Source organism: Hwanghaeella grinnelliae, from assembly GCF_004005845.1.
GTDB classification, from domain to species: Bacteria; Pseudomonadota; Alphaproteobacteria; order UBA8366; family Aestuariispiraceae; genus Hwanghaeella; species Hwanghaeella grinnelliae.
The window spans coordinates 658,721-678,605 of sequence record NZ_SADE01000002.1; the positions used below are offsets into that span (position 1 = coordinate 658,721).

The window sequence follows — 19,885 nt, forward strand, 5'->3', positions numbered from 1 at the left end:
CCTTTTCCTTCACCGCCTGCGAAGGCCGGTGGCGTCGACCGCCAACACCGTCAAATTGCCGATGCGGGTCAGCGCACCGTCCAGGGTGACCGGTTCCGCAGTGTGCCGCAGGATTTCCGGCGACAAGGCTTCTCCAGCCGGTCCGGTCATCAGAAAGAAGCTCTCCCCTTCCACCGGCGCGGCGGAGACGAAGACCGGCGGCTGTCCGCCCGCGATACACAGATTTGCGCAGGCCTTGTGGGCAAGGCCGGTGCCCGGTCGCATCGCACCGGCCGCGCATCGCCCGTCGCAGATTTCGCCGGACAGGCGCCAACGGCCTAACGGTTCGGCTTGCGGGATTGCCGCGGCGTCGCCCTCAATCGCGGCCAGGCCCTGTTTGCCGTTGCCCAATTGCAGCATGCGGAGCGAGCCGCGCTCCATCAGAATGCCGCGCACCGCGACCGCTTTGCCCGCCAGGGGTTGCACACGATCTTGCACGCCGGTCTTGCCGTTGCCGTTCAGCAGAATGACCTTTCCGGCCGGAATCGCCTCTGTCCCCTTGGTGACCCATAGCGCCGGATAGGCCCCGCCGATCACCGTGCCTTCAAGATTCTGGGGGCCGATATCGAAACGGAAACGACCGCCGTCGGGATCTGCCTGCGTCGCACCGACCAGCACGGCAGCGCCAGCGAAACCGACAGTCATAATCACGCAAACCGCAGCCAAGAAAGCCCGCAGGGGTTTCGGGATCTTTGCCGCCCAGCCGACGAAGAAGGGTTGTGCCGATGTCATGTCATTCCCCCTTCCATCAACCGAACGGGTTCCTGATAGGTGCCGGGCGGATTCGCTTTCCCATGAATGAACAGCATGCCGTCCGTCAGGCGTAGCCGATAGGTCGGGATCATTTCGGTAAAGGGCGGCGGGGAGCGCCCATCCTCCATCCGGTAGCCGAAACCGTGCCAGGGGCAGGTGATGCAGCCGCCGACAATCTTGCCTTCGCCGAGCGGTCCGTTCTGGTGGGCGCAGGCATTGGCGACCGCGGCCAGGGTATCGCCGTTGCGGAAGACCGCGACGCGTTCGTCCGGTGACAGCACGACGATCCGTCCGCGTTTGTCGGGGATTTCCATCGGCGGGCAGACGGGGACCCAGTCGTCATCGGGTGAGGCTGTCGATGTCATCCGCCTTTCCTTCACAGCCGCCAGGACGTGCAGCACCGCCACCGCCCCCGCGCCGCCGAAAAGAAGCAGGGTCAGCCCAACCGTTGCCTGATCCAACCAGGCGCCGAAGGCCAGATGCCCGGTCGCCGCCAGGTAGCCCGCATAGACCAGCAGGTGCAGCCGCTTCCACAGTTTGGGTCCCAGAAAACTGAGCCAGAAGTCATGACTGGTGAAGGCCATGACCGCCATGACCAGAAGCGCGAGGATGCCCAAAGCCTCGAACGGAAATCCGACCACATGGCCGAAGGCGGTGTTGGAACTCAGCAGGGCTTCCAGCATCGGCGTGCGGCTGAAGGCAAAGTACCAATCCAGAACGAACAATGCATGACCGATTGCGATGAAAAAGGTCAGAACTCCAAAATGCCGCCGGTTGTACAAGAGCGGTAGGAACCGCGAATCCAATCGGGCGAGGGGGCCGATCAGCAGGATGACCGTCAGCATCAGATAGGCGCAGGTCCCGAAGGCGCGCGCCCGCCAAATCGGTGCGTCGACCGGCCTCGCATGGTCGGCAAGCGGCGGCGCGACATAGAGGAAAAGCGCGATATACAGGATGGCGGCCGCCAGCAAGACACCGTCATAGAACCATTTGTTTCGGTTCCACTGGACGGGGATGTAGCGGACGCTCATGACCAGCCCCGTATATCGGCAAGGCTCAGTTTTTCAGGGGGCGGCGGGGTCGATCCATCCGGTCGAACCATAAGGGCGGTCAGAAGGATCGCCGCGATGCAGGCGGCCAGACCGAAACCCAGCCGGCCGATCGCCTTGCGCTGCGGGGTGTGGCGGTTGCGCCAGGCCTCGCGACCCGACGCGGCCAATCGCCAACGCCAAAGGACGATGGGCCAAAGCAGGACAAGACCCGGTGCGATGAGCACGCGGAAAACATAGCCGCCCCTGGCGTTCGGCTCTACACGGTCCAATCCGAAAAGCAGAAAAGCGATTGCGATAACAGCGCCCGCGCCGAGCCAAAGCTGTGCCGCGGCAATAAGGAACTGGGCGGTTTCGGCCGCGTTCATTTTGCCTCTTTGACCAAGGCAACCAGCGCAGCGACATGGCGGTTGAGCGCCTTGTCGGTCCGTTCATCCACAAGATTGCCTGCCTCGTCGAAAGCCTTGCTCGCTTGGGCGACCATCAGTTCGGGCAATTGCATGATCCGTGGATTGAAAGGGGTCAGGCAATGGCGCAGTGAATACTGCGACCGCTCGCCGCCGGCGCGCCCGGCCGCCGCCGACATGATGACGACGGGCTTTTCATTCAGGGGTTGGTTTTCGTCCCGGCTGATCCAATCGAGAGCGTTCTTCAAGCCGCCCGGCAGGTTCTTGTTGTATTCGGGGGTTGAGATCAGCACGCCGTCGGCCGCGCGGATCTGGTCCACCAGCACGGTAACGCCGGGCGGGGTGCCTTCTGCCTCAAGATCCTCATCGAACAACGGCAGGCGAATATCGGCCAAGGTGCACGCGGCATTGAAGTCGGGCCCGGACAGTTTTTGGAAGGCCAGTCGGATCAGCGCGGTATTGAACGAAGCACGGCGCAGCGACCCGGAAATCCCTAGGATTTTCATTTGATGACGACCTTCCAATCAAAGCTCATTAAATCGCGACCCAGTTGGAAACCGCGTCCGGCTTCATATACCCATACCGCATTTTGCGCCAGTAACGTCCGGTCCCAGGGGCGTGAAGTCCACGTGACCCTGGAAAGGCCCTATAACAAAAAGGTGGCGATCAGCGGCAGCAGCACGGCGGTCGCCAAACCGTTCAGCCCCATGGCAAGGCCTGAGAAAGCAGCCGCGGTTTCCCCCAATTGCACCGCGCGCGCCGTGCCGATCCCGTGGGAGGCGAGGCCGAGCGCGAAACCCTGCACGCGCGGATCGTGGACGCGGATCAAGTTCAGCACGCCGGTCCCGAACGCCGCCCCGATGATGCCGGTCAACATGACCAGCACGGCGGTCAGCGTCGGCAGCCCGCCCATATCCTCCGCAATTGCCATGGCGATGGGCGCGGTCGCCGATTTCGGGGCCAGCGAGACAAGCAGCGCCGTCGACCCGTCCAGCAGCCAGGCGATGCCCACCGCCGATCCCGCCGCGGTCAGCGACCCCACCACCAGGGCCACCGCCAGCGCGGCCGCGGACCGGCGCACATGGGCGAATTGTCGATAGAGCGGCACGGCAAGCGCCACCGTGGCGGGGCCCAGCAAGAAATGAACAAACTGCGCGCCCTCGAAATAGGTGCCGTATTCCGTATCGGTCAGGATCAACAAGGTCGACAGCAGCGCGACCGCGATCAGCACCGGGTTCACCAGTGGGTGGCGTTTGCATTTCCCGTGTATCCACAGGCCCACTTGATAGGCGACAAGGGTGAAGGTCAGCCCGGCCAGCGGACTGGCCGACAGATAGACCCAAATGTCACGCGCGGTGTCGGTCATTTGGTGCCGTCGCTTTTCGGCATCAACCAGTGCAGGACCAGGGCGGTGACGACAATCGCGGCCAAGGTGCTACCGACCAACGCCGCGGCGACGGGTCGCCATTCCGCTTGCAATAACCCGATATGGGTAATAACCCCGACGCCCGCCGGCACGAACAACAACGCCAAGTGTTGCAGCAAGCCGGAAGATGCCGAAGCCAACCCGTCCGGAACCGATCCTTTGATGACCAACCCGCCGAACAACAATGCCATCCCGATCACAGGCCCCGGCACGGGCAGGTCCAGCGCCAGCCTTATTACTTCGCCGGCAAGCTGACAGACGAGGAGTAGGGTTATGAAGCCTAAGGGCATGAGGTTTCCTCACCAGTTCGGCGCGTGGCCGCCGGATGGATTTTGCTGTTAGAGTTCAGTATGGCGGAAGAGAACCCGGACGCAATGGAAAGGGGATGTTTTGCGGCGGGTTGGTCGGCCTGCCATATGGACAAGCCTTGGGTTGAATATTGCGACGTGTCGTAAACGGACGCGCACGTGGCGCTCAGACGAGGGCTGAGACGGCATGGTCCGTGCGACTCGACGGGCACCGCGAGGACCCTTCATGTCTTGAAAGGACGGGTAATGATTCAAGTGCTGGGCAGCATCTGGGCGCTTCTTACCGGAATCGTGTTGATCATGTTGGGCAACGGCATGCACTTCACCCTGATCGGTCTGCGCGGCGGGATCGAGGGATTCTCGGCATCGGAATTGGCCATCGTCACTTCCGGCTATTTCATGGGTTTCCTGTCGGGCGCACGGTATACGCCGAAACTGATCCAGCGCGTCGGGCATGTGCGCGTTTTCGCGGCATTGGGCAGTTTCATGTCGGCGGGGTTGATCGCTTTTCCGCTGGTGACCGAACCCTGGGCCTGGACAATCCTGCGCCTGCTGGTGGGCTTTTGCATGTCGGGCATTTATGTCGCGGCGGAAAGCTGGCTGAACGATGCCGCCACCAATGAGTCGCGCGGGAAGGTTCTGTCGGCCTACATGATCGCCCAGACGCTGGGCATTATCGGGGCGCAAGGTCTGCTGACGCTGGGCGATGCCGGGACGTCCGTTCTTTTCATCGGCGCGTCGATCCTTGTGTCGGTATCCTTTGCCCCGATCCTGCTTTCCGCCAGCCGCGCGCCGGCCACCGACGTTGTCCGCCCCATGTCCCTGCGGAAGCTTTTCTCGCTCTCGCCGCTCGGGACCATCGGGATATTCGTCCTTGGCGGCGTGTACGCGGCGCAATCGGGCATGGGCGCTGTTTACGGATCTCAAATTGGACTGACGGCATCGCAGATCGCCTTGTTCATTGCGATGCTTTTCGGCGGCGCGCTGTTGCTGCAATACCCGATCGGTTGGCTTTCGGACCGTGTGGATCGTCGGAAACTGATCTTCGGCGCGGCTCTGCTTGGTGCTGTTTCCTGCACTTTGGGCTGGCTTGCTGACGGACGGCTTGAGTTCATGATGGCCGCGGCCTTCCTGGCCGGCGGGGTGACGACACCGCTTTACGCTCTGTTCCTGGCCTATACCAATGACTACCTGTCGGTTGAGGATATGCCGGCTGCCTCCGGTGGGCTGATTTTCATTTTCGGCTTGGGCGCCATTTTGGGGCCGCTTGCCACGGGTGGGGCAATGGAAAGCCTTGGACCCTTCGCATTCTGGCTGGTGCTCGGCGCGATGTTCGGCGTCATCGCGCTCTATGCCCTCTATCGCATGTCGCAACGCGCGGCGGTCTCGGTGGAAGAGACCGAAAGTTACCTCAGCGTCCTGCCCACGGCGTCGCCGGTCGCGGTTGAGGCCGCCGGCGCCTGGGCCGCCGAAAACGCCGAGGCCGAGCGCGAGGCTGAAGCAGAAGCAGAGAAGGACGCCGAGGAGGACGCCGGCGACAAACCTTGATTTTCGGGTGTTCAGTTCGAGCGGGTCACCCTGTCACGATTATTCCGCGTGACAGTGGCCACAAGATCGAAAACGCTTCGACGGAATTTGAAGGCTGTGGACGAAACCTAGCCACTCGGCCTGACGCGCCGGTAGGCGAGGGCTTCGGCGATGTGCTGGCGGCGGACTTGGGGTGCGCCTTCCATATCGGCGATGGTGCGGGCGACGCGCAGGACGCGATGGTAGCCCCGTGCGGTGAGTTTCAGTTTTGTCGTGGCGTCGGCCAGCAGGGCCCGGCCGGGATCGTCCGGCGCGGCGACCTCTTCCAACAAGGTGCCGTCGACATCGGCGTTGGTGCGGATTGGTTTGGATGCTTTCACATCGGCGTAACGCGCGGTCTGGATGTCACGGGCGGCGCGGATGCGGGCGGCGACCTCCGCCGATCCTTCCGCCGGCGGCGGCAGGGAAAGGTCCATCGGGTTCACGGCCGGCACATCCACATGAATATCGATCCGGTCGAAAAGCGGTCCTGAGATCTTGGCTTGGTAGTCCAAGGCACAGCGCGGCGCGCGGCTGCAGGCCATGTCCGGGTCGTCCAGATGGCCGCAGCGGCAGGGGTTCATCGCGGCCACCAGTTGGATGCGTGCCGGATAGGTCACATGCGCATTGGCGCGGGCAACGACGGACTTCGCCGTCTCCAACGGTTGCCGCAAGGATTCCAAACTTTGACGATTGAACTCAGGCAATTCGTCCAGAAACAGCACACCATTGTGGGCCAGGCTGATCTCCCCCGGCCGGGCGCGCTGGCCGCCGCCGACAAGCGCGGGGGTGCTGACCGTATGGTGCGGGTTGCGAAACGGCCGGCGCGTGGCGAGGCCCTGTTCCATCAATATGCCCGCGACGCTTTGGACGAGGGAGAGTTCCAACGCTTCCTTCGGCTGAAGCGGGGGAAGGATGCCGGGAAGCCGTTCGGCCAACATGCTTTTGCCCGCGCCCGGCGGGCCGACCATCAAAAGGTTATGGCCGCCGGCCGCCGCGATCTCCAGCGCCCGTTTGGCCGCTTCCTGACCTTTGATATCCTTCAGGTCGGGACCGGCCAATTCATCGGCGGCGACAATTCCTTCCGGCCGCGCGAGGGCGACCCGGCCCTTGAAATGGTTCACCAGGGTCAACAGATCGGCGGGCGCCAAGACTTCCAGGTCGCCTGCCCAAACCGCTTCCGACCCACAGGGCGCGGGACAGACTAGGCCCTTGTCCTGTTCCATCGCCGCCATCGCGGCGGGCAGCACGCCGCTGACCGGGGCAAGACGGGAATCCAACCCCAATTCGCCCAAGACGACGAAACCGTCCAGGGCGTCGCTGGGAATAACCTCCAGCGCCAGCATCAGGCCCAATGCGATGGGCAGGTCGTAGTGGCTGCCTTCCTTCTGCAAATCGGCGGGTGACAGGTTGATGGTGATGCGTTTGGGCGGCAAGGCAAGGCCGATGGCCGTCAGGGCAGACCGCACCCGTTCCTTGCTTTCGGCCACCGCCTTGTCCGGCAGGCCGACAATCGCGAAGGACGGCAATCCGTTCGACAACTGAACCTGAACATCGACGGGCCGCGTCTCAACCCCCTGAAAGGCGACCGTCGTCACATGCGCAACCAAACCACCACTCCGTCCTATGGTTGCGAAAACTATACCCGGTTCGCCTTATAAGGCACGCGGGAAATACCGCCTATTGCGGATGTGGTCCCCTACGGTGCGTTGTTTCCACGGGACGGCCTTGGGGATAGTCTTCTGAAAACGACGCTACTGCCCGGCATTCGAAGGGAGCCATCGTGACCGAATTTCCATCGCCAGATTCCCATGCCGCCTGCCGCAGCGCCATCGTTCCCGGCCAAGGCGCTGTCCTCAACCGCGCGGCGTGGTCATGAACGGACCAACGCGCGACTTTCTCGGCTATGCCGACGCGGCGCCCTTTGCGGATTGGCCGGAAGGGGCGCGCATCGCGGTCAATTTCTGTATCAACTATGAGGAAGGGGGGGAGCTCTCGGTTCTCGAAGGCGACGCGCATTCCGAAACCAGGATTTCCGATGTGGCGGTCCCGCCGGTCGATGGTGGCCGCGACCTCAATATCGAAAGCTCATACGAATATGGATCGCGGGTTGGCTATTGGCGGCTGCTGCGTGCCTTCACGGATCGGGGTTTGAACGCGACGGTAAACCTGGTCGGTCGCGCGGGTGAGGTGAACCCAAGGGCCCTCTCGGCGATGATGGACGCGGGGTTCGACCTGCACCCGCACGGTTGGCGGTGGATCGACTATGCGAAACTATCCCGTGCGGAGGAAGCCGCGATGATCGCGAAGTCGATCACCCAGGTCCGGGACCTGACCGGCGCGGCGCCGCTTGGCTATTATGCCGGGATGCCGTCGATGAACACCCGCGCGCTCGTCCGGGAAGCCGGATTTCTATACAGTTCCGACGTCAATAATGACGACTTGCCCTATTGGTCGCCCGATCATCCGGGCTTGCTGCTGGTGCCTTACGCGCTGGACACCAATGACAGCCGGTTCGGCCGTGACGGCGGCGGCTATGTGCTGGGTGAGGAATTCTTCATCTATCTGCGCGACACATTTGACCAGCTGTATGCCGAAGGCGGCGACCGGCCGAAGATGATTACGGTGGGTCTGCACGCGCGGTTGTTGGGGCGGCCTGGCCGCATTGGCGCCCTACACCGTATCCTGGACCACATGATGAAACAGGACCATGTCTGGATCGCGCGGCGGGACGACATCGCCCGCCATTGGCAGCAGCGCCACCCGGACCCAAGGACTTGACGATGGATGCGTTGTTGACCCCGCGGGTTAGGGGCTAAGCTGATCCCATCCATAGGGCACCGAAAACCGGCGCTATCGTCCGGCGTTGTTAAGGGGAGCAAGGTGACCGATTATCCGTCGACCGTTAGCTATATCGGCTATCACGCCGCAACGGCGCCGGGGCATCCGGCCATCATCGAAGGGGGGCGCGGGGTATCCTATCGCGACTTCTACCGGGATATCGGGAAGATGGCGGGGGCCTTGGCGGATTTCGGCATCGGGCCGGGCGACATGGTCGCCATCGAAATCACGGGGTTTTATCGCCATTGGGTGATGTTGTTGGCCTGCGAGGTTCTGGGCGCCGGGACCCTGTCTTTCAATCAATCGGAAGTCGATGCCCTGGGGCGGCATTTCAGGTTGATGGACCGGGTCATTTGTTCCTCGGCCTTGAACAGCGAAGCTTTCGAAGCAGCGAATGAACCTGGATATACGGAACAAGCCCCCAAGGTTCATGTCACTGACCAGGAATGGCTCTCGGCCGTCGCGCAGCGGGCAGTTGTGGACATATCCCCTTCCGTCCGGCTCGGCGCGGATGCACCGGCGCGGATTGTGAAAAGCTATGGGACCATGGGCATGCTTCAACTGATGGTCCATACCGGCAGGGTGCATGATTTCTGGCTGCGCCAGTTCCGCTTCAGGACGACAATGGACCGGAACGCGCGTTATCTTTTGACGGCCGGTTTCGGCATCCAGGCTTTCCATGTTCACGCCACAAGCTGTATCCGCATGGGCGGCACCTGCGTCTGCGGGAATCCGAACGAGCTTGCCCAGGACATAGGGCGTTATGGAATCACCCATGCGACCTTCATGCCCAATCAACTGGAACAGCTTCTCGCCGCGCAGGGGGAGGAGCATCTGAAACCGCGATTGCGCCAGGTCTTCACGATTGGCGCGCCCGCGGCCAAGCAGGTCCGGGCCCGAGCGCGGCAAATTCTGGTCGATGAAATTTCCGAAAGCTATGGAACCAACGAGGCCGGCGGCATCTGCAGCATGGATGACGATGGGGTGGGCGCCGCCTTCCCCGGCGTCGAGGTCGAGGCGGTGGGCGCCGACGGCAATGCCTGTTTCGGCTCCCAAGGGCAAATCAGGGTGAAGAGCGCCGGTGTCGTCGACGGCTATTTGGGCGATCCTGAAACCACAGCCCGTATGTTCCGCGACGGCTGGTTTTATCCCGGTGATATCGGCGTGCTCTATGACCGTCACCGTTTGACCTTGGCGGGCCGCATCGAAGACTTTCTGGAGATCGACGGCACAAAATACTCGTTGAATGTATTGGAGAAGGCGTTGATAGACGCCTTGCCGGCGAAGGACATCTGCCTGTTGGCCGGCGGCGGACCGGACGTGGCGCTGACCCTGCTGGTCCTGACGGAGAGTCCGGAGGACACGGCCCGGATCCGGCAGGAAGCGCAATCCCTATTGCCGCCGGGTGTCGACCGCATCACCGTCATCGAAGCGCGGAAAATACCCCGCGGGACGGATGGTACCGTGCAGCGCGCCAAACTGGGCTGGCAGTTGCAGCAGGCATTGACCGGCAACGCGTCCGACTAGCCGGGAAATAATGGCGTACGGCCGGGACCGACTTGCAAAGCGGGGATACGGCAACTACTTCCTGCAGCGCCGACCCGTCCGATCCATAGCCCCACCAATTGCCGCCGGCCGCCATGTTCATGCTCCAAGAAAAACTGGGAAAATTTGTCGAAGGCCGTCGGTTCCAGGGCTTCGTCATGGTCCTGATCATTACGAACGCCGTTACGCTCGGCCTCGAAACGATGCCGGGCGTCATGGCCGTGGCCGGCGACTGGCTGCACCTTTTCGACAAGGCGGTGTTGGCCGTCTTCGTTTTCGAGATCCTGGGCAAGCTGATTTACCGGCGGGCACGGTTCTTCCTGGACGGGTGGAACATATTCGACTTCGTCATTGTCGGGATCGCCCTTATCCCGGCCTCGGGACCGCTCGCCGTTCTTCGGTCCCTCCGTGTGCTGCGGGCGTTCCGGCTGCTGTCGGTCGTGCCGTCCATGCGCCGGGTGGTTCAGGCGCTGCTGCTCGCCATCCCGGGGATCGGGTCGGTGGGGCTTTTGATCCTGCTGATCTTCTATGTGGGGTCGGTCATTTCCACCAAGATCTTCGGTGCTGCCTTCCCGGAATGGTTCGGCACCATCGGGGCGTCCATGTATACGTTGTTCCAGGTGATGACCCTGGAAAGCTGGTCGATGGGCATCGCGCGGCCGGTCCTGGAACAGTTTCCGCATGCCTGGATTTTCTTCATCCCCTTCATCCTGGTCACCAGTTTCACGGTCCTGAACCTGTTCATCGGCATCATCGTCGACGCTATGCAGTCCCAACATCTGGCCGAGCAGAAGGAATTGGACGCCCAACTCGACGCCCAGATGGATGCGCAGACACGGGCGATGCATGCGGATTCCGTTGCGCTGGAAAAACGGCTCGACGGCTTGATGACGGAAATCGCGGATATCAAGCGCTTGCTGGCCCAACGGGACCGGCAGTCCTAAGCGTCTCACCCCGCGTCGACCGAATTCCGCATAGCCCCGAACGCGCTTGTGAATGTGAGGGATCGATTTTCCGCCTATACTGGCGATACCTCGGACAGGCGTATGACCGTGGGTTGGCCGATACCCGGTGATTCCGAATTGCGGCCCCGAATAACCACCTGAAGGTGCCCAATGACGATGGAAAAACTCATCCGGTTCGCCGCACTCGCCTTTTTTTCAATTGCGCCGATGGCAGTTGCAACGGCGCAGGATAGTGCCGATTACCATGTGACCGTGACCTTGAATTGGACGGAAGCGGCGTTTCCCGTCGGTTTCCCGGAAGACCCGCATTTTTCCCGTTTCATCGGCATGACCCATAATGAACGCTTTACCCTGTTTGCCGACGGGCAGACCGCATCGACCGGTTTGGGCCTTGTTGCCACGAATGGCCGCGTCTCGATCCTGAAGGCGGAATTGGGCGAAATGACCCGGCGCAAACGGATCGGCTCGGTCGTTGAAGCCGACGCCTTGAAAGCCGGCGCGGGGGTGGTGCAAATGACCGCGACCCTGACCTCTGCGCATAACCGGTTTTCTTTCGCCACGATGGTGGCGCCCAGCCCCGACTGGATTACCGGCGCATCGGGCATCGTGCTCAATCCAGATGGACCATGGCTGGAGTCGTTGACCCTGCCGCTTTGGGTCTGGGATGCCGGCGTGGATGGGGGCCAGACCTTCACGTCGCCGGACGACCCCCTTCCGGTGAAGGAGAGCGTGCGCCTTGCCGCCACGCCCTATTTCCTCCACCCGGCAGGGCTGCTGCCGATCGGCACGGTCGTGTTCGTACGGGTAAGGTGACCGCCGCCAAACCTGTGCTTGGAATCAGGTCCGTGTGTCCGGCGGGCCGACCCACATGAAGGGGTTGTAGCAAACCTCCCATAAATGACCGTCGGGATCGGCGAAATAGCCGTGGTAGCCGCCCCAATGGGCAGGTTGGGGTTTTTTAACCTCCTTCGCGCCGGCATTCACGGCCTCCTCCATCAAACGGCGGACGTCCCGTTCCGAGACGACGTTGTGGCACAGATTGATCGCCGTATAGCCCTGGCCTTGGGCGGAGACACCGGCATCCTTCGCCAGCGCCGCGCGCTCGCACAGGCCCAGCCAGGCGCCTTCCAGCTTGAAGAAGGCCACTTGCGGGGGCGACTCGATCTGCGGCAAGCCGAGCCCTTCACGATAGAAGGCGGCGGAAGCGGCGACGTCCTTGACGCCAAGCGAGACCATGCTGATACGGGGTTTCATGGGGATGCCTCTCTCTCAATTGTTCTTGTTATGTTCCATTTAAGGATTTCCGATGCAAGCGGATTCTTGATGCCTTTTGCAATCTGTGAAGGGGCGGCAAAAGACCCCACACGGATCGGCCTTGCTTATCCCACGGTTCACGCTGGCCTGCCCGGTGGCGGGCGCGCTACTCTCCCGCAAGATCAATTCGCCGGACGATGAACGGGCCGGCCTTTTCCAAGGGAGTGAATGAACATGTCGGACCGGATCGGATTTGTGGGCTTGGGCCGGATGGGTCAGCCGATGGCGCTGAACATGGCGCGCAAGGGTTTCGCCCTGAACGTGTTCGATACACGGCCCGAACAGCAGCAGCCTTTCACCGAATTCAACACCTGCGAACAGGTCGGTTCCGCACCGGAAGCGGCCAAGGGCGCCGGCTGCTGCATCACCGTCCTGCCCGGGCCGGCGGAAGTGGACGCCGTCGTGCTCGGTGCGGGCGGCATCCTCGACAATCTGGAACCTGGCTCGATCATGATGGACCTCTCAACCATCCTGCCGGAAGTGACGGATAAGGTCGCGGCGGCCTGCAAGGAAAAGGGCGTTCATTTCGTCGATGCGCCGATCGGGCGTCTGGCCAGCCACGCGGATGCGGGCGAAAGCCTGTTCATGGTCGGCGCGGAAAAAGAAATCTTCGACCGCGTGAAGCCGATGCTGGAAGCCATGGGCACGACCATCCTGCATTGCGGCGGGCCGGGGTCTGGCACCCGCGCGAAGCTGATCAACAACTTCCTGGCCATTACGTCCTGCTGGATGAACGCGGAAGCGATGGCGTTGACCAAGGCCTTCGGCCTGGACCTGGCCACCACGCTGGATGTCATCCACGGCACCAGCGCGACCAACGGCCAGCTGAAAATGAATTACGCGACCAAGGTCTTCCAGGGCGATATCGAACCCGGCTTCCAAATCGATCTGGCGCATAAGGACCTGACCTTGATCGTCGAGTCCGCAAACAAGGCGAAGGTCCCGATGCCGGTCGCGGCAGCGGCCCGCGAAGCGCTTTCCAGCGCCCGCGCATCCGGCTGGGGCGGCAAGGATTTCTCAGGCCTTGCGGATTACTGCTGCGAATTGGCGGGTGTCGAGAAGGCACGGCTTTAAGCCCAGGCCATGTTGCCAAACGAAAGCGGCCGGGCAAACGCCCGGCCGTTCTTTTTCCAGTCTTGAATTCTTGTTCTAGAGCCGGTTTTCGATGGCGTCCCAGATTTCGGCTTCCAGGCTAACGCCGTCGAACCGGCCGATTTCCTGCAGGCCGGTGGGGCTGGTGACGTTGATTTCGGTCAGGTAGTCGCCGATCACGTCGATGCCGACGAAGATCAACCCCTGTTCCTTCAGGGTCGGGCCGATGGCCTCGCAGATTTCCAATTCCCGCTTGGTCATGCCGATCTTTTCCGGCCGCCCGCCGACATGCATGTTCGACCGGGACTCGCCCTCCGCCGGCACACGGTTGACCGCCCCCGCCGCTTTCCCGTCCACCAGGATGATGCGTTTGTCGCCCTTGCGGACCTCCGGCATATAGCGTTGCGCGATGACCGGTTCGCGGAAAAGCTGGGTGAACAGCTCCAGCAGACTGTGAAGGTTCTCGTCCCCCGGCTTCAAGTGAAAGACGCCGGCGCCGCCGTTGCCGTAAAGCGGTTTGACGATGATGTCCTTATGCTCGGCCCGGAATGCCAGAATGTCGTCCTTGTTGCTGGTGATCAGCGTCGGCGGCATCAGGTCCGGAAAGTGGGTGACCAGAAGTTTCTCGGGCGCGTTGCGCACATAGAAGGGGTCGTTCACCACCAGGGTCTTGGGGTGGATATGCTCCAGGATATGGGTCGCGGTGATGTAGGACATGTCGAAAGGCGGGTCCTGGCGCATCAGGACGACGTCCATATCGGCCAGGTTCATCGCCGCCTGTTCGCCCAGCGTGAAATGGTCGCCCTTCTTGCGGCGCACCTCCAGCGGGCGTGTATGGGCGATGACCTGGTTCTGCTTCAGGCTCAAATCGCGCGGCAGATAGTGGTACAGCGTATGCCCGCGCTTCGTGGCTTCAAGCGCCAGGGCGAAGGTGCTGTCGCCATCGATGTCGATGGCGTCGATCGGATCCATTTGGATGGCGACGGAAAGGGACATGAACGGGCGCTCCCACCAGGAAATACGTTTGGTTACCGGGTGATGTAGCGCCCCGTGCCTCACGGGTCCAGTGGGCCTAAGGCAAAAGACCCATGCCAATTCGCATCATGCCGGGGTCGAGGTCAGTTCAGTTTCAGGCGCAATTCCCGCATCAGGGCCACGATCTGCCGGCGTTCCGAGCTTTCAGGAACGATATCGACGTAATTGGTCAATGCCGCCAAGGCCGCGCGCATGTTGCTGGCATCCGCATGCAGCAAACCCGCTTCCCGCCAAAGCACCGCATCGCGCGGATTATACATCAACATGGTTTCGCAAACGGTGGCGGCTTCCTGCTTCTTGTCCGCCTGCACCAGGCGCAGCTTGATATTGTTCTGCACCCGGTTCAGCACATCCATGTCCGGCACCGGTTCATAGTCGGCGGGGTCCAGCTCGGCATCCTGGCCCCGAACGGTTTTCAAAAGGTCGCGCAGTGCCGCCGCGTCCCGCTGAATGCCGCCGAAAAACGGATCCAGGATCGCGCGCCCGCCCGGCGTATCCAGACGGATCAGGAAATGGCCGGGAAAGGCGAGGCCGTCGACCCGATAGCCCAGCGCCCGTCCGACATGCATATAGATGATCCCCAGCGTCACCGGCAGGCCGCGGCGCCGTTCGATCACCCGGAACAGATTGGCGTTCTGAATATCCTCATAGGACTCGGAATCGCCAGCATAGCCGGACTTGTCGAGGATCGCGTGATTAAGGGCCGCGGCAACGGCCTCGACATCGTCCTCGTCTTCCTCCAGCAGGGCAGCGGCATCGGCGGCCAGGGCATCCAAATGGCTCAACGCTTCATCCGGATGGTCGGCCGCCTTGACGGTTACCGGGTCCAGCAACGCAGCGGCGAGCGCTGCCTGCGCGATCGGCAGGCGGCCGTCCGCATCGGGTCGAAGATGGCGAAGGACGGCCTTCGGGTCACTCGGCTTCCGGTTGCTCGGCGCGTCACCCGGCACGGGAAGGATCGTCTTTCATGCGGACATAGTCTGGGACGATGCGCCGGACGTTTTCAATCGTGCGGGCATGGGCGACCACGCGCTTCAATTCGCTCTCATTCTGCGCGATGCCGAACAGATAGATGGTGCCGTCAACCACTTCGGCGGAATAGTTCACGGCCTTCACCTGGGAATCGAGCGTTATTTTGGTGCGCAACTGGGTGGCGATCCAGGCATCCTTGCCCCTGTCGGCCAAGGCGTCGTCGGAGGTGCCGACGCGGATTTCGTTGATGACCTCGACGACCTCTTCTTCCTGCCAGGCGAAGCGCACGGCCTCCACCCGGTGTTCCGGCTTGTCGACACGGCCGGTCAACAGCACACGGCCCTCGACCACCTCTACGCCGACATCGGCGAAAGCGTCCAGGTTGTAATCAAACAGGCTTTTGGAAATCGCGGCTTCTGTCACGCGGTCTTTCACACCCTGCTCGAAGCCCCGTTCCTCAAGCGCGACGGAGCCGACGGTTGCGCCGGCGCCGACAGCGACGCCCACCGGTGTGCAGCCGGCCAATGACAGGGGCAGCGCCAGGACAGCGGCGAGAACCAGACAGGAAGATGAGTGTCGCATTGCGTGGGTCCGGAAAATGAATGTCGAACAATGCGCCATTAGGAGCCTGAGTCCCCGAAGGTTTCAAGGGTTTCACGCGAACCGGTATTCTCCGCAACAAGCAAAAAGGGCGGCCACAAGGCCGCCCTTTCCACATTATTTGGCAAACGCCTTTCGGCGTGCCCGTCCTTCGACGGAACCGCTCAGGCGATTAGTCCCGGCGGCGCGGACGGCGCGGACGGCGTTCGCCGCCTTCGTCGTCACCGTCTTCCTTCGGCGGGCGCGTGTCTTCCAGTTCCTCGCCGGTTTCCTGGTTAACGACGCGCATGGAAAGGCGAACCTTGCCGCGTTCGTCGATGCCCAGGCATTTGACGTAAACTTCGTCGCCTTCGTTGCAGACGTCGGTGACCTGGGCGGTACGCCCGTCGGCCAGTTCCGAAATATGCACCAGACCGTCACGGGCACCCAGGAAGTTCACGAATGCGCCGAAATCGACGACCTTCACGACCTTACCCTTGTAGATGACGCCCGGCTCCGGCTCGGCAACGATGGAGTGGATCCAATCCAACGCGGCCTGACCGGCACTTTCGTCGACCGCCGCGACCTTGATCGTGCCGTCGTCCTCGATGTCGATCTTCGCACCGGTGGTTTCGGTGATCTCGCGGATCACCTTGCCGCCGGTCCCGATGACTTCGCGGATCTTTTCGCGGGGGATCGTGATGGTGGTGATGCGCGGCGCGGTGGAGGCGACGGATTCACGACCGGACGTGATGGCCTTGGACATCTCGTTCAGGATGTGGATGCGGCCGTCTTTCGCCTGCGCCAGAGCGGTCTTCATGATGTCCTCGGTGATCGAGGTAATCTTGATGTCCATCTGCAGCGAGGTGATGCCGTTTTCCGTACCGGCGACCTTGAAGTCCATGTCACCCAGATGATCTTCATCACCCAGGATGTCGGACAGAACCGCGACGCCTTCCGCGTCCTTGATCAAGCCCATGGCGATACCGGCGCAGGGCGCCTTCAGCGGTACACCCGCATCCATCAGCGCCATGGAGGTGCCGCAGACGGTGGCCATGGAGGAAGACCCGTTGGACTCGGTGATCTCGGAAACGACGCGAACCGTGTAGGGGAAATCTTCCCGTTCCGGCAGCATCGGGTGGATGGCGCGCCAAGCGAGCTTGCCGTGGCCGATTTCGCGGCGGCCCGGCGATCCCATGCGGCCCGCTTCACCGACCGAATAGGGCGGGAAGTTATAGTGCAGCATGAAGTTTTCGCGGTATTCGCCTTCCAGGGCGTCGATGATCTGTTCGTCCTGGCCGGTGCCCAGCGTGGTGACGACCAGCGCCTGGGTTTCGCCGCGGGTGAACAGCGCGCTGCCGTGCGAACGGTCGAGAACGCCGACCTGGCAATCGATCTGACGGACATCGGTGGTCGACCTGCCGTCGATACGTTTGCCGGTTTTCAGGATGTTGCCGCGAACGACCTTGGATTCCAGACCCTTGAAGGCCTTGCCGGCGAGATCGACCGAAAGCTCTTCTTCCTCGATCTTGGCCAATGCGTCGGCCTTGACCTGGGAAATCGCGGCAACACGATCGACCTTGGTGGTGATCGTATAGGCCGCACGCAGGCCTTCTTCGGCGATTTCCGCCAAACGGGCCGCGACCTTTTCGGCTTCCGGATCGGCTTCCGGCAGATCGTAGGGTTCTTTCGCGCATTCTTCGGCAAGGCCGATGATCGCATCGATGACCGGCTGGAAGCTGCGATGGGCGGTCATGACCGCGTCCAGCATCTGCTCTTCACTCAGTTCCTGAACTTCGGATTCGACCATCAGCACGCCTTCCTGGGTGCCGGCGACGACCAGATCCAACTGGCTGTCTTCCATCTGGTCCTGGGTCGGGTTCAGAACGGTTTCGCCGTCGATGTAACCGATACGCGCGGCGCCGATCGGGCCCATGAAGGGCGCGCCGGAAATCGTCAACGCGGCGCTGGCGCCGATCATGGCGACGATGTCCGGATTGTTTTCCATGTCATGCGCCAGGACGGTGCAGACAACCTGGGTTTCGTTGCGGAAGCCGCCGACGAAAAGCGGGCGGATCGGACGGTCGATCAGGCGCGACGTCAGCGTTTCCTTTTCGCTGGGGCGTCCTTCACGCTTGAAGAAGCCGCCCGGGATTTTACCGGCGGCGAAAGTCTTTTCCTGGTAGTTGACGGTCAGCGGGAAAAAGTCGATGCCGACACGTGGGGCCTTAGCGAACACGGCCGTGCAGAGAACCTTCGTGCCGCCATAGCTGGCAAGCACGGCGCCGTCGGCCTGGCGGGCGATCCGCCCGGATTCCAGGGTAAGCGTGCGCCCGCCCCATTCGATTTCTTTTTTGTGGATGGTGAACATCTGTTCGTTTCTTCCTTCACATACCTACGTTTAGCCGCATCGCCTCATTGCGATTGCGGCAGGAACGTCCCCTCATCTGCTTCCCCATCCGTACCCGGGCTTTGTAATCTGACAGCGCCCGAAATCCATATGCCGGCGACCTTCGCCGGCGGCCACGAATGGCGTCGAACGCAACACGTCCGCCGGGGCCTTACACCGCGGCGGTACGAGGTTCGACAAAAGCCATGGGAGAGACTGTTCCTCCTGTTCGGCCCTATTTCCCGGCACGGAGGTCATAAAAATCGTGCGGCGAGGGCCATGCGAAAAGGGGCGCCGGTTGAACCGTGCGCCCCTTGCTATCGGCGTATTAGCGCCGAATTCCGAGTTCCCCGATCAGGGTCTTGTACTTCTCTTCACTATGCTTGCGGACATAGTCCAAAAGGCGGCGGCGTTTACCGACCATCACCAACAGCCCGCGGCGGGAATGGAAATCTTTCGCATGGGTCTTCAGGTGTTCGGTCAGGTTCGTAATCCGTTCGGTCAGAATGGCGACCTGAACCGCGGCGGAACCGCTGTCCTTTTCGTTGCCGGCGAACTTCTTGATTACTTCCGCTTTGCGTTCTGTCGTAATGGACATACTTCAAACTTCCTTTCGCGGCATCGTGGATTTCATAAATTAAAAACGCGAACCGGGTGCAACGCGCCCTTCTCGAAACGGACCAGGGCAAGAGCTTTTTCCGCGGACGTCGCCAGGGCTATGTCGCCCGGACCAATACCGCTGACTCTTTCGAGGTCCAGTTTGCGAAGAAGGGATACCGCCTGACCATTTCGCAGGCGCATCGCTTCCGCTTCGTTCAAGGCAATCGCCGGGATGCCGTCCAGCGCTGCCTGCAACGGCAATAAATGCCGCTGACGCGCGGCCTTATGCGCGTTTTCCCCTGAAGCTTCAAGTGAAAACGAAGCTTCTTTTGGCGATTCCAGAGTAATTTCGGCGAGTGGAACCGCATTTTCGGCCCTGAACGGCCCAACACGCGTTCGCCGCAATAGAGAGATATGCGCAAGGGTGCCGAGCGCTGCAGCCAAATCGCGGCCAATGGCCCGGACATAGGTGCCTTTTCCGCAGGTCATGGTGAAGCGCGCGTGGTCGTCGTCCGGCATGTCGATCAGCGACAGATCGACCACCTCGACTTCGCGGGATGTCAGTTCCGGCGCCTCGCCGGCACGGGCAAGGTCATAGGCCCGCTTGCCATCCACCTTGATGGCGGAATAGGCGGGCGGGATCTGTTCGATAACGCCGATGAAAGCCGGCAATGCGGCTTCGATGGCGGCGCGATCGGGCCGGACGGGCGATGTGGCCGTGACCTCGCCGTCGATATCCAAGGTATCGGTCTCGACGCCCCAGGCGACGGTGAATTCATAGGTTTTCAGCCCGTCGACGATATGGGCCATGGTCTTGGTCGCTTCGCCAAGGGCCACGGGCAAAACGCCGCTGGCAAATGGGTCCAGCGTGCCGCCATGGCCTGCTTTCTGCGCGTTGAAGGCCCGACGCACCTGATTGACTACCGGCGTGGAGCCAATGCCCGTCGGTTTATCGACAATGATCCAGCCGTTTACCGGGTCGCCTTTGCGTTTTCGCGCCATTAT

The 19,885-nt window shown here is 61.9% G+C and carries 20 protein-coding genes; 6 read left to right on the forward strand and 14 right to left on the reverse strand.

What is annotated here, in order from left to right; all coding sequences use genetic code 11:
* Positions 1–9: 9 nt before the first annotated feature.
* The 6 genes from EOI86_RS13740 to EOI86_RS13765 form a co-directional block, all read right to left on the reverse strand.
* Positions 10–771 carry a hypothetical protein gene (locus EOI86_RS13740; protein WP_205032198.1) on the reverse strand — a complete coding sequence of 254 codons (762 nt, stop codon included), beginning with the start codon at positions 769–771 and terminating at the stop codon, positions 10–12.
* Positions 768–1,823 (reverse strand): Rieske 2Fe-2S domain-containing protein, encoded by a 1,056-nt coding sequence (locus EOI86_RS13745; RefSeq protein ID WP_127765751.1) that lies wholly within the window; start codon positions 1,821–1,823, stop codon positions 768–770. The genes EOI86_RS13740 and EOI86_RS13745 overlap by 4 nt, the downstream gene beginning before the upstream one ends.
* Positions 1,820–2,209, reverse strand: a complete 390-nt coding sequence (locus EOI86_RS24615) for a hypothetical protein (protein WP_193555787.1) — start codon at positions 2,207–2,209, stop codon at positions 1,820–1,822. The genes EOI86_RS13745 and EOI86_RS24615 overlap by 4 nt, the downstream gene beginning before the upstream one ends.
* Positions 2,206–2,754: an NADPH-dependent FMN reductase gene (locus EOI86_RS13755; protein ID WP_127765752.1), complete on the reverse strand. Its 549-nt coding sequence runs from the start codon at positions 2,752–2,754 to the stop codon at positions 2,206–2,208. Before EOI86_RS13755 ends, EOI86_RS24615 begins: the two co-directional genes overlap by 4 nt.
* Positions 2,755–2,894: 140 nt before the next feature.
* Positions 2,895–3,614: an LrgB family protein gene (locus EOI86_RS13760; protein WP_127765753.1), complete on the reverse strand. Its 720-nt coding sequence runs from the start codon at positions 3,612–3,614 to the stop codon at positions 2,895–2,897.
* Positions 3,611–3,964 (reverse strand): CidA/LrgA family protein, encoded by a 354-nt coding sequence (locus EOI86_RS13765; RefSeq protein ID WP_127765754.1) that lies wholly within the window; start codon positions 3,962–3,964, stop codon positions 3,611–3,613. The genes EOI86_RS13760 and EOI86_RS13765 overlap by 4 nt, the downstream gene beginning before the upstream one ends.
* Positions 3,965–4,228: 264 nt before the next feature.
* Between EOI86_RS13765 and EOI86_RS13770 the strand changes: the two genes are divergently transcribed.
* Positions 4,229–5,530, forward strand: a complete 1,302-nt coding sequence (locus EOI86_RS13770) for an MFS transporter (RefSeq protein WP_127765755.1) — start codon at positions 4,229–4,231, stop codon at positions 5,528–5,530.
* 107 nt (positions 5,531–5,637) lie between these two features.
* Here the strand turns inward: EOI86_RS13770 and EOI86_RS13775 are convergent, their stop codons facing one another.
* Positions 5,638–7,158, reverse strand: a complete 1,521-nt coding sequence (locus tag EOI86_RS13775) for a YifB family Mg chelatase-like AAA ATPase (RefSeq protein ID WP_127765756.1) — start codon at positions 7,156–7,158, stop codon at positions 5,638–5,640.
* Between the two features lie 265 nt (positions 7,159–7,423).
* Between EOI86_RS13775 and EOI86_RS13780 the strand changes: the two genes are divergently transcribed.
* From EOI86_RS13780 to EOI86_RS13795, 4 genes are all read left to right on the forward strand, one after another.
* Entirely contained in the window at positions 7,424–8,329 is a 906-nt protein-coding gene (locus EOI86_RS13780) for a polysaccharide deacetylase family protein (protein WP_127765757.1), read from the forward strand.
* Positions 8,330–8,431: 102 nt separating this feature from the next.
* Positions 8,432–9,916: a class I adenylate-forming enzyme family protein gene (locus EOI86_RS13785; RefSeq protein WP_161973830.1), complete on the forward strand. Its 1,485-nt coding sequence runs from the start codon at positions 8,432–8,434 to the stop codon at positions 9,914–9,916.
* Between the two features lie 119 nt (positions 9,917–10,035).
* Positions 10,036–10,878: an ion transporter gene (locus EOI86_RS13790; RefSeq protein WP_205032199.1), complete on the forward strand. Its 843-nt coding sequence runs from the start codon at positions 10,036–10,038 to the stop codon at positions 10,876–10,878.
* A gap of 177 nt (positions 10,879–11,055) precedes the next feature.
* The gene (locus EOI86_RS13795) at positions 11,056–11,712 is read left to right on the forward strand and encodes a spondin domain-containing protein (protein WP_205032200.1); all 657 of its coding nucleotides are present in this window, start codon (positions 11,056–11,058) and stop codon (positions 11,710–11,712) included.
* A 24-nt stretch (positions 11,713–11,736) separates the two neighbouring features.
* On the opposite strand, the gene EOI86_RS13800 is transcribed toward EOI86_RS13795, so the two are convergent.
* Positions 11,737–12,153 carry a VOC family protein gene (locus tag EOI86_RS13800; protein ID WP_127765761.1) on the reverse strand — a complete coding sequence of 139 codons (417 nt, stop codon included), beginning with the start codon at positions 12,151–12,153 and terminating at the stop codon, positions 11,737–11,739.
* Positions 12,154–12,387: 234 nt separating this feature from the next.
* Here EOI86_RS13800 and EOI86_RS13805 point away from each other — a divergent pair, with 234 nt between their 5' ends.
* Positions 12,388–13,287: an NAD(P)-dependent oxidoreductase gene (locus EOI86_RS13805; RefSeq protein WP_127765762.1), complete on the forward strand. Its 900-nt coding sequence runs from the start codon at positions 12,388–12,390 to the stop codon at positions 13,285–13,287.
* A 75-nt stretch (positions 13,288–13,362) separates the two neighbouring features.
* On the opposite strand, the gene gshB is transcribed toward EOI86_RS13805, so the two are convergent.
* The 6 genes from gshB to truB all read right to left on the reverse strand — a co-directional run bounded on the left by gshB (position 13,363) and on the right by truB (position 19,882).
* On the reverse strand, positions 13,363–14,301 hold the full coding sequence (gshB, locus tag EOI86_RS13810; protein ID WP_127765763.1) for a glutathione synthase: 939 nt from the start codon (positions 14,299–14,301) through the stop codon (positions 13,363–13,365).
* A 122-nt stretch (positions 14,302–14,423) separates the two neighbouring features.
* On the reverse strand, positions 14,424–15,290 hold the full coding sequence (locus EOI86_RS13815) for a SirB1 family protein (RefSeq protein ID WP_127765764.1): 867 nt from the start codon (positions 15,288–15,290) through the stop codon (positions 14,424–14,426).
* Complete coding sequence (locus EOI86_RS13820) at positions 15,280–15,894, reverse strand: BON domain-containing protein (protein WP_161973831.1); 615 nt, start codon at positions 15,892–15,894, stop codon at positions 15,280–15,282. The genes EOI86_RS13815 and EOI86_RS13820 overlap by 11 nt, the downstream gene beginning before the upstream one ends.
* A 190-nt stretch (positions 15,895–16,084) precedes the next feature.
* A complete protein-coding gene (pnp, locus tag EOI86_RS13825; RefSeq protein ID WP_127765766.1) occupies positions 16,085–18,262 on the reverse strand; it encodes a polyribonucleotide nucleotidyltransferase in 2,178 nt (725 codons plus the stop codon).
* Positions 18,263–18,608: 346 nt separating this feature from the next.
* Positions 18,609–18,878: a 30S ribosomal protein S15 gene (gene rpsO, locus EOI86_RS13830; protein ID WP_127765767.1), complete on the reverse strand. Its 270-nt coding sequence runs from the start codon at positions 18,876–18,878 to the stop codon at positions 18,609–18,611.
* A 32-nt stretch (positions 18,879–18,910) separates the two neighbouring features.
* Entirely contained in the window at positions 18,911–19,882 is a 972-nt protein-coding gene (gene truB / locus EOI86_RS13835; RefSeq protein ID WP_127765768.1) for a tRNA pseudouridine(55) synthase TruB, read from the reverse strand.
* Between the last annotated feature and the right edge of the window lie 3 nt (positions 19,883–19,885).

What these genes read in the sequence shown, in the direction of transcription:
- EOI86_RS13740 (WP_205032198.1), bottom strand. Translation starts at nt 771, where the DNA reads ATGACATCGGCACAACCCTTCTTCGTCGGCTGGGCGGCAAAGATCCCG.
- EOI86_RS13745 (WP_127765751.1), bottom strand. Translation starts at nt 1,823, where the DNA reads ATGAGCGTCCGCTACATCCCCGTCCAGTGGAACCGAAACAAATGGTTC.
- EOI86_RS24615 (WP_193555787.1), bottom strand. Translation starts at nt 2,209, where the DNA reads ATGAACGCGGCCGAAACCGCCCAGTTCCTTATTGCCGCGGCACAGCTT.
- EOI86_RS13755 (WP_127765752.1), bottom strand. Translation starts at nt 2,754, where the DNA reads ATGAAAATCCTAGGGATTTCCGGGTCGCTGCGCCGTGCTTCGTTCAAT.
- EOI86_RS13760 (WP_127765753.1), bottom strand. Translation starts at nt 3,614, where the DNA reads ATGACCGACACCGCGCGTGACATTTGGGTCTATCTGTCGGCCAGTCCG.
- EOI86_RS13765 (WP_127765754.1), bottom strand. Translation starts at nt 3,964, where the DNA reads ATGCCCTTAGGCTTCATAACCCTACTCCTCGTCTGTCAGCTTGCCGGC.
- EOI86_RS13770 (WP_127765755.1), top strand. Translation starts at nt 4,229, where the DNA reads ATGATTCAAGTGCTGGGCAGCATCTGGGCGCTTCTTACCGGAATCGTG.
- EOI86_RS13780 (WP_127765757.1), top strand. Translation starts at nt 7,424, where the DNA reads ATGAACGGACCAACGCGCGACTTTCTCGGCTATGCCGACGCGGCGCCC.
- EOI86_RS13790 (WP_205032199.1), top strand. Translation starts at nt 10,036, where the DNA reads ATGCTCCAAGAAAAACTGGGAAAATTTGTCGAAGGCCGTCGGTTCCAG.
- EOI86_RS13795 (WP_205032200.1), top strand. Translation starts at nt 11,056, where the DNA reads ATGGAAAAACTCATCCGGTTCGCCGCACTCGCCTTTTTTTCAATTGCG.
- EOI86_RS13800 (WP_127765761.1), bottom strand. Translation starts at nt 12,153, where the DNA reads ATGAAACCCCGTATCAGCATGGTCTCGCTTGGCGTCAAGGACGTCGCC.
- EOI86_RS13805 (WP_127765762.1), top strand. Translation starts at nt 12,388, where the DNA reads ATGTCGGACCGGATCGGATTTGTGGGCTTGGGCCGGATGGGTCAGCCG.
- gshB (WP_127765763.1), bottom strand. Translation starts at nt 14,301, where the DNA reads ATGTCCCTTTCCGTCGCCATCCAAATGGATCCGATCGACGCCATCGAC.
- EOI86_RS13820 (WP_161973831.1), bottom strand. Translation starts at nt 15,894, where the DNA reads ATGCGACACTCATCTTCCTGTCTGGTTCTCGCCGCTGTCCTGGCGCTG.
- pnp (WP_127765766.1), bottom strand. Translation starts at nt 18,262, where the DNA reads ATGTTCACCATCCACAAAAAAGAAATCGAATGGGGCGGGCGCACGCTT.
- rpsO (WP_127765767.1), bottom strand. Translation starts at nt 18,878, where the DNA reads ATGTCCATTACGACAGAACGCAAAGCGGAAGTAATCAAGAAGTTCGCC.
- truB (WP_127765768.1), bottom strand. Translation starts at nt 19,882, where the DNA reads ATGGCGCGAAAACGCAAAGGCGACCCGGTAAACGGCTGGATCATTGTC.